9 protein-coding genes are annotated in these 12,547 nt (G+C 52.3%); 6 read left to right on the forward strand and 3 right to left on the reverse strand.

Features of this window, described 5'->3' with window-relative positions:
* Positions 1 to 74: 74 nt before the first annotated feature.
* Complete coding sequence (locus tag EKN00_RS02135; RefSeq protein ID WP_127848500.1) at positions 75 to 977, reverse strand: DMT family transporter; 903 nt, start codon at positions 975 to 977, stop codon at positions 75 to 77.
* A gap of 45 nt (positions 978 to 1,022) precedes the next feature.
* Positions 1,023 to 1,670, reverse strand: coding sequence for a hypothetical protein (locus EKN00_RS02140; protein WP_127848501.1), 648 nt, complete (start codon positions 1,668 to 1,670; stop codon positions 1,023 to 1,025).
* Between the two features lie 309 nt (positions 1,671 to 1,979).
* On the opposite strand from EKN00_RS02140, the gene metK reads away from it, so the two are divergent.
* Both metK and EKN00_RS02150 read left to right on the forward strand, forming a co-directional pair.
* Positions 1,980 to 3,164 carry a methionine adenosyltransferase gene (gene metK, locus EKN00_RS02145; RefSeq protein WP_127848502.1) on the forward strand — a complete coding sequence of 395 codons (1,185 nt, stop codon included), beginning with the start codon at positions 1,980 to 1,982 and terminating at the stop codon, positions 3,162 to 3,164.
* A 125-nt stretch (positions 3,165 to 3,289) separates the two neighbouring features.
* Entirely contained in the window at positions 3,290 to 4,771 is a 1,482-nt protein-coding gene (locus EKN00_RS02150) for an MDR family MFS transporter (RefSeq protein WP_127848503.1), read from the forward strand.
* Between the two features lie 898 nt (positions 4,772 to 5,669).
* Here the strand turns inward: EKN00_RS02150 and EKN00_RS02155 are convergent.
* Complete coding sequence (locus EKN00_RS02155; RefSeq protein ID WP_164847992.1) at positions 5,670 to 8,438, reverse strand: TOTE conflict system archaeo-eukaryotic primase domain-containing protein; 2,769 nt, start codon at positions 8,436 to 8,438, stop codon at positions 5,670 to 5,672.
* A gap of 309 nt (positions 8,439 to 8,747) precedes the next feature.
* On the opposite strand from EKN00_RS02155, the gene EKN00_RS02160 reads away from it, so the two are divergent.
* From EKN00_RS02160 to EKN00_RS02175, 4 genes are all read left to right on the forward strand, one after another.
* Entirely contained in the window at positions 8,748 to 9,503 is a 756-nt protein-coding gene (locus EKN00_RS02160) for a 1-acyl-sn-glycerol-3-phosphate acyltransferase (protein WP_127848505.1), read from the forward strand.
* Between the two features lie 33 nt (positions 9,504 to 9,536).
* On the forward strand, positions 9,537 to 10,379 hold the full coding sequence (locus EKN00_RS02165; RefSeq protein WP_206611256.1) for a glycosyltransferase: 843 nt from the start codon (positions 9,537 to 9,539) through the stop codon (positions 10,377 to 10,379).
* A gap of 75 nt (positions 10,380 to 10,454) precedes the next feature.
* Positions 10,455 to 11,408, forward strand: a complete 954-nt coding sequence (locus tag EKN00_RS02170) for a glycosyltransferase family 8 protein (protein WP_127848507.1) — start codon at positions 10,455 to 10,457, stop codon at positions 11,406 to 11,408.
* Positions 11,405 to 12,280 carry a lysophospholipid acyltransferase family protein gene (locus EKN00_RS02175; RefSeq protein ID WP_127848508.1) on the forward strand — a complete coding sequence of 292 codons (876 nt, stop codon included), beginning with the start codon at positions 11,405 to 11,407 and terminating at the stop codon, positions 12,278 to 12,280. The genes EKN00_RS02170 and EKN00_RS02175 overlap by 4 nt, the downstream gene beginning before the upstream one ends.
* Positions 12,281 to 12,547 lie beyond the last annotated feature (267 nt).

Raw genomic sequence — 12,547 nt, forward strand, 5'->3', positions numbered from 1 at the left:
GCGAAGCATCAAAATAGCACCCAAAACTCTTACTGCGAGTTTTGGGTGCTATTTGCTTTTCAGATGTTGCCTAATTAATCGTGTTTGACGTGACGTTGCAGGAAGAGTTTGCGGAAGTCTAGTTGCATAATCAAGATTGCGATTAGGATGAGCAGACCACCAAAAAGCAGATTGGTGGTGAACGGTTCGAAGCCGAACAATACGGAGAACAGACTACCAAAAACTGATTCGGTCATCATAATGAGTCCAGCCGGGGTTGGATCCGTGAACTTTTGGCCGATCAGTTGTAGGCTTTGCGCGCCAAACGAGGAAACAACGCCGAGGATAAGAACCGGCGCAATGGCAGCGTGCCAATTGATTGCACCGTACCCGCCACGCTCGACTGCAAAGGACCACAGCATCCCGCCGATTCCCTGGACAGCTCCCAGCATGAATGCGACAATCCAGGGGTTGATGGTGGCCGCAACCGACCCGAAGTAGACAATTTGGACAGCGTATAAGAAGGCTGAAGCGATGACGAGCAGGTCACCATAGTGCATCGTGAGGCCATGCTGGAAGACACCGGTTAGAATCAGCATGCCAAGCACACAGATTGTTATGGCCAGATAGCTTTTCGGTGCCGGTGCGTCGTGGAAAACAATCCACATGATGAAGGGAATCAAGACTACGTAAATTGCGGTTAGAAAGGCGTTATTCCCGGGAGTTGTGTAAATCAGGCCCACAGTCTGCAGCTGGTATGCGGCCAGGTTAATGAGCCCGGCAATGAGGCCAATCTTGAATTCTTTCTTGGTCATGTTCCGCAGTATCTTGGGGAAGAAGACGCCAACCAGAACTGCGTAGATTAGACCACGGATACCGTTGATGAGTCCGGCAGGCATGTGCGCGTTCGTTGCCTGTTTGGAAAATATGTAACCCGCGCCCCAGATAATGGCGGTGAGGGTAAGGGCGAAGTTCGCCTGATTTTTTGTTAGTTTCATTTAAACTCCTCTATATAAACACGCCCCAACTTGCATGACGTTTATTTACCCGTGCAGTAGGCTTAGTTGCAGGACTACCTGAGCGATGGGAAACGCAATGGCCCAATACCAAGCGGGCATGCGGTCAGCGGAACGGATTGGTAAGAGCGCCAGGATAATGATTACGAGGGCAACCAGGAGCGTTAAGGTTTGGGTGAAATAGCCAGCAACGGCCAGACCGACAACGAGGACGGCGGTAAGCCAGATTGGCATTTTGCCGCTCCACGACGCCACGATAAATGGTATGGCTGTGAATAATAGCTGAAGTAAGAATGAGTGCGACAGGATTTGGCTGCCGGCCATGGTGAGCAGTACCTGGAGGAATGCGGCCTGGCCAATCATTGCGGTTGCGCGGAGTGGTGCGGGCATCGCCTGGGTCGTGACTAAGAGGGCGAGTAGCACTTGTGCGGCCGCCAGTGGGAGCAGCATCCAGTTCGCGGAACTGCCAATCACCGCAAGAATCGCCGCCGCTACTAGTAGCCATTTTTCCCGCCACTGCATGTTCATTGCGGCAACAAGTAGTGCAAGCAGGACCAATGCAGTCAGCTGCAGGCCCCAAGTGGTCGCACCGGCGCCAAAATTAAGGAGTGGGATGGTTAGTGCACCGAGGGCAACAGCGGCGGTGCTCATAATTTTTTCGTAGCTTTTAAGCATAACGTATCTCCGAATGTGTTATTTCTGCAAATAGACGGCTGGGCCATGCAAAGTTGACCGATGTTGTGGGCACCCTTGCCGAGCTCCAGCCCGATACCACCACTCTACTAGAAAACGACGGCTGTTTCAAAATGTTTTGCAAAACACCCCTATAAGTATGTTAGGATATATTAGTTGCAAAGAATTCCCGATGGGGCCAGACGCACAAAGCAGAGATTTATTAATGTTGCTGCTAAATTGAACAGCATTACTTTGCTCAGTGTTCTGGTTTGCCTTGTAACCGACAATCGAAGGGGGAAACATATTTTCATGCAGGAACGACACTTATTTACGTCCGAGTCCGTCTCTGAGGGCCACCCGGATAAGGTCGCTGACCAGATCAGCGACGCAATTCTCGATGCGATTTTGAAACAAGATCCAATGGCACGTGTGGCTTGCGAAACAACCGTTACGACCGGCTTGGTGCTGGTTGTCGGCGAAATTTCGACGACCGCCTACGTTGACATTCAGGGAATTGTCCGTGGAACTATTCGCCGCATTGGCTACACCAAGGAAAGTGGGTTTGATCCCGATTCCGTTGCGGTTCTAGTTGCACTTGATGAACAGTCACCAGACATTGCGCAGGGGGTTGATGAATCCCTCGAAGCGCGCGATGCCGACACCGACCCACTTGATAAGATTGGGGCGGGCGATCAGGGGATGATGTTTGGGTTTGCTGTTGATGAAACGCCCGAACTCATGCCACTGCCAGTAGCCTTGGCACACGCTTTGATGCGGCGCACCGCAAAATTGCGCCACGATGGGACACTGACATACCTGCGTCCCGACGCCAAGGCCCAGGTTACCGTTGAGTATGACGATAACGAAAAGCCGGTACGTGTGGACACGATTGTTTTGTCCACGCAGCACGACCCAGACGTCACGCTTGATCAGATTCGCACGGACGTTGAGGAACAAATCGTGCGCAAGGTCATTCCGGCCAAGCTGCTAGATGACAACACCAAGATTCTCGTGAACCCAACCGGCCGTTTTGTTCTCGGTGGGCCAGCAGCCGATGCTGGTTTGACCGGGCGCAAGGTCATCGTGGACACGTACGGTTCGTACGCACGCCATGGTGGTGGTGCCTTCTCCGGGAAGGACGCGACCAAGGTTGACCGGTCTGCATCATATGCAGCACGGTACATTGCCAAGAACGTCGTTGCGGCTGGTTTAGCCACGAAGATTGAAGTTCAACTAGCGTACGCAATTGGTGTTGCGCGGCCGGTATCAATTTCAGTTAACACTTTTGGCACCAATAAAATTGCAGAAGAGAAGATTGTCGATGCAATTCGCGACAACTTCGATTTGCGCCCGGCAGGCATTATCGAAATGCTGAACTTGCGCCGGCCAATATATGAACAAACTGCGGCTTATGGTCACTTCGGCCGCACAGATGTTGACTTGCCATGGGAACACCTCGACAAGGTTGACACACTGAAGCAATTGCTTAAATAGTGATCGATTGGTATGGGAGGCAACTTATTTAGTTGTCTCTTTTTTTACGCCCAAGTGCGCTTAAGGAATCGACTAAGTTGGTGGGGATACACGCCGTTGATTCAAAAGAGGAGTAAAACTAACAAATGAACCAAACTAATACGAAAAAGCAAAAGCAGACCAATGTTACGGTCATGACCATCACAATTTTCATTGCGACGTTCATGACGGCGATTGAGGGGACAATTGTCAGCACGGCAATGCCAACAATTGTGGGCTCCCTGCACGGGGTGAAACTCATGAACTGGGTGTTCACGATGTACTTACTCACCAGTGCGATGGCAACGCCAATTTATGGGAAAATGGCTGACCGGATTGGCCGCAAGCCGGTGCTGCTGATTGGCCTGGCATTATTTATCTTGGGATCACTAATGAGTGGCCTGTCAGAGTCGATGCCGATGCTGATTCTGTTCCGTGCGCTTCAGGGGATTGGCGCGGGTGGAATCATGCCCGTGACCTTCACGATTATTGCGGATATTTATCCCATCGAAAAACGGGCAAAGGTGCTTGGCCTGAACGGATCGGCCTGGGGGATTGCCGCGGTGGTTGCGCCGTTAATCGGGGGCTTCATCGTGGACAAGCTTTCCTGGCACTGGGTCTTTTTCCTCAACGTTCCCATTGGCCTAGTGACGATGTTGCTAACGGTGATCTACTTGCAGGAACATTACGTTAAAACTAAGGCACCAGTGGACTTTGCTGGTACCATCTATCTGGCACTGACGTTACTGTTCATGCTTTCCGGATTTCAGCTGCTGGATAGTAAAAACGGGATATTCATTTTCGCGGCGATGCTTGTTCTGGCCGCCGCCAGCCTCGCGTTGTTTATCCGCCAAGAGAAGCGGGCACAAGACCCGATCATCAGCCTCGATTTGTTCAGCTCACGCACGTTCACGATTCAAAACGTCTTGGCGGCGCTGGTTTCGGGGATTGTTATGGGTCATGAAGTGTACATGCCGATGTGGATGCAGGGCATTTTGGGTCTAGATGCATCCATGGGTGGATTCGCGGTCACTCCCAGCAGCCTGCTGTGGGTAGTCGGGTCGTTCGTTGCCGGGCGCATGATTGTCACGATGCGGCCGCAACGGGTGCTTGTTTTCTCACTGGGGATTATCCTAGTGGGGATTGCGGTGCTGGCGATTGTGCCGGCAAGCACGCCGTTTGCATTTTTCCTCCTGATTTCCGCAGTTCTGGGTAGCGGTTTTGGGATTGCAATCACGACGACTACGGTTAGCTCGCAGGCCGCGGTTGAACAAGACAAGATTGGGGTCGCGACTAGCTTCAATACGTTGAGCCGGACCCTCGGCCAAACTGTGATGGTGGCCATTTTCGGTATGATTTTCAACGTCCAAGTCGGTAAAGGTGTGGCTGCGAGCAGCGGCGTGCACACCGCGATGATGAACAAGCTTATCAATCCGCACACGGTCAGCCAGTTGCCGGCAAACGTTGTTCCGACGTTGCGGCACATTCTGTTTAACGCGCTGCACGGGGTTTACATTGCCTGCTTGGTCGTCGTCATCATCGGCATCTTGTTGAACCTGCTTGATAAAAAGAAGGTTGCCAAGCAGTAAGGGCATGACCTGATTCCTACACCAGTGGGAGCTCCGCATTGTGGGGTTTGGCCTCCGGGTCCGGGCTGGGCCTCGGGTGTGCTTCGCCGTGGACGCTGTGGCGGTCGTCTGGAGCCGGAAAAGCGCCGTCTCCAGACTAAAAATTTAGCTTTGCATCGTCGCAGTCTGAATCTAACTCGTACGATGCTTTGTATGTCACCGTTTGTTCTATCTCGTGCCCAAATCCTGAATGCTCCTCACACAAATCTAAATTTTTCCCACAAGAATAGAGGTTGTGCCAACCGCAAAAAGCGCGGTCGTCACAACCTCTATTCTTGTTGCCACGGCTGGGCGGCACACCCGAGACCCAGCCCGGACCCTCCGGCCAAACCCCACAACGCTCCGCTGGACAGTAGTATGTACCTTAGTTACCCGTGTTACTGAACCACATAAACGACGTAAAGTGTGGAAAATTCAGGTATTACAGTTTTCCAATTCTGTTGAGACCTATCAGCCAGATTTTCTTTTAACCACGTCGTAGAGACTGGGTGGGGCCGGTGCGCGTGTAGTGCGGCTGGGATTTTCCTGTGAAAACTATGGTGAGAGAAGACCGGTGCGGTTTTTGCATCGGGCTTCTCCACACCATAGCCGGCAAAAATTAAGACCCGCCAGGCGGAGCAATGCTTCCCCAGCGGATCTTAACAACACGTATTAAGTTTGTGACCCCAAAAAACAGATGCGGGGCTGAATTTTTAGGTTGAAGACCCCGCTTTTGGGGCTTCAACCGGCCGCACGGAAAATCCCAGCCGCACGGAACGCGCACCGGCCCCGCCCAGTCGCGGCCCCTATACCACGCAGTACACACTAACTCCAAAACCACTGACGATGCCGGACAGCGTTATTGCATGGGGCTGGTTCATTATGGGACATTCAGTGAAAGTTGCATTCCGCTTTCTATTTTGGCGAGGGTTGTCTGTGTTGCATCTTTGTCGTTCAGACGCACTGCATTTCCCGAATCGTAATCAATGCTCCGTGATGGGTAATACCACAGCACTTGGTTATCCAGAAAAACGCAATCGGGCAAGTCGCTGTCTGTACGCACGACGCTGATGTGCTTTTCGTCGACAGGTGGAATCACACTAGTGGTGTTTGTAATGATTGTGGCGTGCACGTCGCGACTTGGAATCATGTTGAGCAGCGTGGTCGCAATTGTGCTGCCGGTGATGATGATTTTTTCTTTGGCATTGCGTAAATCGACAGCCATATTTGCCCGATAATTTCCCGGGAAATATTTCAGATTGGGCAGTGGGTGCTGATCCGGTTCGAGTTCGTAGTGAAGCTCCTTGTAGGTGCGCTCGCGGCTGTGATACATACTCGCAAGTGCGGGGATAATCACGTCGACGTAATCTATCACGCTGATTTTGGTTTTGCTTGTCAGCATTTTGTGCAGGTGACCCAAATACTGCTCCAACGTTCCGTGCCAGGAGATAGGCATTGCCAGAATTAAGGTATCTAGTGATGCGACGTCGAAGCTATCACCTGCATAGCTGCCGATTGCGAGGACGACGTATGGTTTCGTGCATGCGCGCAAACTACTTAACACTTCTTTGTTTACGTGATTTTTCTGCTGGCCGGACAGTTTGAAAATTGGCGCACTGGTCTTTGCAGCCAGCAAGTCGGCCAGCACTTCAATGTGTTTGGTGCGGCGGGTCAATAACAAAATATGCCTGCCAGCGTTCAGCCCACGCTGGATGTCTTCAATAATTGCGTCGTTCCGTGGCGCGTTAGTCGCTAATGCATTTAGAATTTGCTCGACGGGTGCGGTTAATAAGGCCGGATGGTGTGCGCCAAAGCTTGTGCAGCGCGGAGTGTATTGCCGTTTTAGTTGATCAACACTCGCGGCAACTTTGGAACTGCGGTATCCGATATCACCGAAGCGCAACTGTAGTACATTATCCATACCATCGCGGCGATGCGTGGTGGCGGATAATCCGTAAAGGTAGTTGCACGTAATCTGCTTGAACACGGCATCGTACGTTAAGGCGGGAATACTGTGTGTTTCGTCCACAATCACTAGGCCGTAATCGGCAAAAACATTGCTGAGGTCGCGGCGATTTTTCAGGGTTTGCAGCGTGGCCACGTCAATTACACCGCTGCGGTTATCTTTGGCGCCGAATAACCGGCCAATCACATCTTTTTTTCGTAATCTACCAGTGTTGGTGTGTTCAACAATGTACGGCTTGGTTTCAATCGTCAATAGTTTGCCCAACTCATCGCGCCACTGTTCGGCAAGGGTTTTGCTCTGTACCAGAATCAACGTGCTGACGCCCAGGCTTGCAATCATGCTGGCGGCGACAATTGTTTTACCAAACCCGGGGCGAGCGACCATGATTCCCGAACTTTGCGCGAGCATTGCGTCATGGGCGTGCTGCTGTTCGTTACTTAGTTGGCGCGTGAGGCGTGCACTGATGGGGTGACCAAGTGTAGTGGTGTCAGTAGTTTGGCTATTGGGCACGTTATTGATAATGGTCTGCAGGATGCCGCGCGGGAGGGACAGCGTTGCTCGCGTGTGGTGTTCAAGGCTGATGTAGCGCGGAATTCGATATGTGGACAGGCGAAGTCGCTCGCGCCTTGTGAATTCTGGATTGGGGAAAGCGCCGAGCGTGCGCAGTGCGTGGAACTCTGCTGGTGCTAGTTGCTGCGTAGCTATTTGCAATTCATTGCCCGCATTTATTGTCAAAGGTGCTGTGATTGCGCGCAGGGCGTTGAGCGATTCCGTGCTGCGATTGTTAGCATCAACTTGCTGCGCGCTAAACTCGGTGTCAGTTTTGCTCATTTGCATTAACGCGTGAGCGAGCATGTCGTCCGAAACCAGGCCGACATTAGACAGAGCTTCCCACTGGTCAGGCAGGACGCGCAACTGTTCATCAAGGAACGCGCTGCCGCCAGTCGCTAAGTCCCTGCCGGAAAGCGGGGCGGCGATGACATTACCCGGACCGGTTTGTGGTGCTAAATCTTGGTTAGGCCAGATGCGGTCGAAAAGTGGCCAGTCGATTGCTTCGTCTTCGCGCATCGCGGCGGCAATAATTGCTTCACCGAGGCGGCGGGCCCGCCACGCTTTTTGGGCGTGAGCAAAAAACAGCCACAGGTGGCCGCCAGTGCCCAGCTGATTTTGCTCCACGAGCACGGGCAAGTCGTTTGCGGCACAGACTGCCAGCAGCGTGTGCATGCGTGTTTGCCAGCCCGGATTATCAACTGCAATGGCGAGTAGATTGGTGGTGTCATTTTTCAGCAGTGGGTACACGCCGATTGGTTGCCTGCCCGTCAGGTGTGCGCGGATAACTGAGTCTGTGAGTGGCTCAGGTTTGGTCTTGTCGAAGTGACCATCAGCGTAGGGCCGGGCGGGAAAATATACTTCTGCCCCAGCCTTTTTACTGAACTTGCGGACGGCGTATGTGTCAGTGCGCACGACAAAACGCTTGCGAAAGAGGGTAACTTCACGGGGTGTGATGTGTTGACCCATCACACCCATTTTCTGCAGAAAGTCCGTCAGCGGCATGGTGAAATAAGTCTGATTGCCGGCAACACGAAACACTGCCATTTTCACACCCTTCGAATCAAGCGCCATGCTGGTGGCCGTCGTCACCAGTTCGTAGCTTTTGCCACCGTAGCTGTAATGCTCCGCCATAATTACGCCTCCCATCAGAATTCGGATTATCCGTCTAACTTAATGCTACTACAGTGAAGGCGGCAATGAAAACGGTTTATTCAAGACGGCACAATCCATTAATGAAGTTGGTACGATTTACCAGTCGGCCGCGCTGTGCAGCGAGGTGCGTTGCCAAGTCAATATTCGCCAGCAAGTACCCGAGTTTTGGGGTATCAGCGAATTTGGTTCACTTGATTTACGTGAAAAATAGTCTATAATTTTCGATAAAGAACAGATTGAGTGCTTACTCAAAAAAATCGTGTAAAGCGGAAATAAGGGGGTGCGGTTATGGGCCAAGAACGCGTGCGATACTATTCAGATTTTGATTCTGATCAAGTAGCAAGCGGTGACCAGAAGCGCACGTTGCCATCCGATTACACGTGGCGTCAATCTAAGCCAGTGGCAGCGCGAGTTGTCTATTACCTCGCGAAATTGCTTGGCGGGCTCTATTGCCGGTTGTTGCTACACGTACACGTGCGGGGCGCTGACAAATTGCGGCGGATTAGTGGCGGTGTGTTTCTTTACGGAAACCACACGCAGCCGGTTGGGGATGTGTTTGTGCCGATGCTGATGGCCGGCAAACGGCATGCAAGCACGGTGGGCGCACCCGCAAATTTGGGTGTACCCGTTCTCGGCCGCTACCTAAAATTGGGCGGTGCGCTCATTCTGCCCAGCAACTTGCATCAGCTGGCGGCCTTCAACAAGGAGCTTGGGGTGCGCGTGCAAAATGGCGATGCGGTGACAATATATCCGGAAGCGCATGTGTGGCCGTATGCGACGATGATTCGGCCATTTGCAAAGGGCAGCATACATTATCCGGTTGCAAATAACGCACCGGTTTTTGCCATGACCACGACGTATCAGCGGCGCCTCGCCAGCAGCAAACCGCGGATAACGGTTGATTTGGATGGCCCGTTTTGGCCGGACACCACGAAGCCACGCAAGGAGAGTCAAGCAATCCTTGAAGCGCAGGTGCATGCGGCGATGGTCAAACGGGCACGCGCTCAGAATACGTACGAATACGTACATTACGAACCTAAGTAGAAAATGCGCGCAGTATTGTGCAGCAAAGGGGAGATAAAAATGAACATTCTGTATTGTGGCGATGCGAATATGGCTGACGGGATGCTGATTTCGACGCTTAGTTTAACTAAACACATAAAAGGACCAATCCACGTTTATGCACTGACGGCAAGCATCAAGGCGCCAAGCCGTCAGTTTGCGGCCCTCAGTCAGGACGCCGTTGACCTAGTGCAAACTCAGCTGCAGAAGGTGAACCCGCTCAGTAGTGCCGAACTATTTGATATTACCGATATTTTCAATGCCAATCCGCCCGTTGCCAACCTGGACACTATGTTTACGCCTTACTGCATGCTGCGGCTGTACAGTGATTTGGTGCCGGAACTTCCTGAGCGGCTGCTTTATCTGGACACGGACATTATTTGTCGCGAAAGTCCCCAGCATTTCTACGACCAGGACATGACCGGGACGGAATTCGTTGGCGTGCTCGACCATTACGGTAAGTGGTTCTTCCACAGCCAGCTGCGCGCGCTTGATTACGTGAACTCGGGGATGATGCTCATGAACATGCCCCAGATTCGCAAGACGGAACTGTTCGAACGCTGCCGCAATGTTTGTGCGACCGTCAAAATGTTTATGCCGGATCAGTCTGCCCTCAACAAGCTGGCAGATACGAAGCGGCTGGCACCAAGGCGCTACAATGAGCAGCGGCGGTTGCACCGGAACACCGTTTTTCAGCATTTCACCACCAGTTTTCGGTTTTTCCCATGGGTGCACACACTTTCGGTTAAGCCTTGGGAAGTCGACCGGGTGCACAGCGACTTGCACCTGCACGAATACGATGATGTCTTAGGCGAATACGAAGAAATTAAAACTAAGGTCGGCCAATCTACTCACTGATTGTGCTGAAGGGACTATGTCTTGTCCAGAGTCCGGTGTGCGTGGGTGCATGCCAGAGTTAAAGGAGAATTTTTTATGATTAACGAAGCAGAAGCAATGCCAATCTTTTTTGCGGTGGATGATCACTACGCGGCTAGTTTGGCGGTTGCGGTGCAGTCACTTATTGCAAACTCTGACCCCAAGAAGCAATACAAGGTCATTGTGCTCAACCAGGGGCTGCAGGCGGCGAACCAGGAACGGCTAAAGCAACTGGCAACCGACAACGTGGGGGTTGAATTGCTCCCGATGGCGGACCAAATTAAGGCCTGCCTCGCCGATGATAACAACAAGCTCCGCGCGGATTACTTTACACTCACGATTTATTACCGGCTATTCATCGCGGAAATGTTCCCGCAGTACGATAAGGGGCTGTATCTGGATGCGGACGTCATCGTGCTTGATGACATTGCGAACCTGTTCGCCACCGATGTTTCTGACAGTTTGGTTGCCGCAGCGTGTGATCCATTTATTGCGAAGGACAAAATCATGTCGCAGTACGCTGAACGCTCAGTCGGCGTGCCCGCCACCGATTACGTCAACTCTGGTGTGCTGGTGATGAACCTTGCCAAGATGCGACAGGCTAATTTTGCGGGCCATTTTGTGGACATGCTGAATAAGTACAAGTTCAACAGCATTGCACCTGATCAGGACTATCTGAACGCAATCGCGCACGACCAGATGGTGCACCTACCACTAAGCTGGAACGTTCAGGAAGTCGCACCAAGTTATGACGTTAAACTGGTACACTACAACCTGTTCAAGAAACCTTGGCACTATGTTGAAGTACCAAATGGCGATGATTTCTGGATTTACGCCAAGCAAACACCGTACGCAGACCAGCTCATGCAGCAGCGTGAAGAGTTCTCTGAAGCCGACGCGGCACTTGATGATAAGCACATGAGTAACATGGTGGCACGTGCGGAGATAATCACGGACCAGCCCGCATCGTTTGCTAAGATTCAGCAGGCAACGGGGGAGGTTCGTCTGTGAGTATTGCAGATCAAATCCTGCATGGAAAACACGAGCAAACAATTGCAAATATTGCCCGTGCGGTGGCCGACTCGACCTTAAACGCGAAGGTAGAACCTGGTGATCCGGAATTAACTGCGGCTGAGGCCAAGCAAGAACTACTTAAGTATCAACAGCGCCGCACCACAGCGGCATTTCGTATTAATACGTTGATTACGCGAAAAATGCTGGACGTAACGGCTGCGTGGGTGGGGCATTCGGTCACCTTTACGGGGATGGACAACCTGGCGCGGGTAAAAAGTGGCGCAATTGTGACCAGCAACCACTTTTCGCCAATCGAAAATCTCTTCGTGCGCAGTGCGGCACGGGGGCACCGGCTGCACATCGTCAGCCAATTAACCAACCTCAAGATGACCGGGATTCTCGGCTACCTGATGAACTACGGGGACACGCTGCCGATTAGCAGTAACCGCGAATGGATGGGCCGCGAGTTTCCCAAACTAATTCAGTCTAACCTGGCAGACCACGGCTGGGTGCTGATATATCCAGAGCAGGAGATGTGGTTTAACTACCGCAAGCCTAGGCCGATGCAGCGTGGCGCTTACTATTACGCCGCGCGGTTTAACGTGCCAGTGGTATCGATGTTCGTGAGCATGACGGATGAAGCGCGGCACGTCACCAAGGATTTCAACGCTATTCATTACACGGTTCACGTGTTGCCGCCCATTTACCCGGACGAATCGCTAGGGGTACGTGCTGCAAGCCTGGCCATGCAAAAGCAGGACTACGCGCAAAAGTGTGCCGCTTACGAGCAGGCTTACGGTAAGAAACTGGACTACGCCTTCGCCCCAAGCGACATTGCGGGCTGGCGGGGCCAAGAACCTGAAGCGTAAATTGCGATTGCTGTTCGTCAGCGTGAGTGGTTCTTACTTAGTGAGTACTGAGTGGTATAGGGGCCGCGACTGGGCAGGGCCGGTGCGCGTTCCGTGCGGTTGGGATTTTCCGTGCGGCCGGTTGAAGCCCCAAAAACCGGGTCTTCAACCTAAAAATTCAGCCCCGCATCTGCTTTTTGGGGTCACAAATTTAATACGTATTGTTAAGACCTGCTGGGAAACTTTGCTCTTCCTGACGGGTCTTAATTTTTGCCGGCTATGGTGTGG

The sequence above is a fragment of the Lacticaseibacillus hulanensis genome (assembly GCF_004010095.1).
Lineage (GTDB): Bacteria > Bacillota > Bacilli > Lactobacillales > Lactobacillaceae > Lacticaseibacillus > Lacticaseibacillus hulanensis.

Coding starts and splice junctions, on each gene's coding strand:
- EKN00_RS02155 (WP_164847992.1), bottom strand. CDS start 8,438: ATGGCGGAGCATTACAGCTACGGTGGCAAAAGCTACGAACTGGTGACG.
- EKN00_RS02170 (WP_127848507.1), top strand. CDS start 10,455: ATGATTAACGAAGCAGAAGCAATGCCAATCTTTTTTGCGGTGGATGAT.
- EKN00_RS02160 (WP_127848505.1), top strand. CDS start 8,748: ATGGGCCAAGAACGCGTGCGATACTATTCAGATTTTGATTCTGATCAA.
- EKN00_RS02150 (WP_127848503.1), top strand. CDS start 3,290: ATGAACCAAACTAATACGAAAAAGCAAAAGCAGACCAATGTTACGGTC.
- EKN00_RS02135 (WP_127848500.1), bottom strand. CDS start 977: ATGAAACTAACAAAAAATCAGGCGAACTTCGCCCTTACCCTCACCGCC.
- EKN00_RS02140 (WP_127848501.1), bottom strand. CDS start 1,670: ATGCTTAAAAGCTACGAAAAAATTATGAGCACCGCCGCTGTTGCCCTC.
- metK (WP_127848502.1), top strand. CDS start 1,980: ATGCAGGAACGACACTTATTTACGTCCGAGTCCGTCTCTGAGGGCCAC.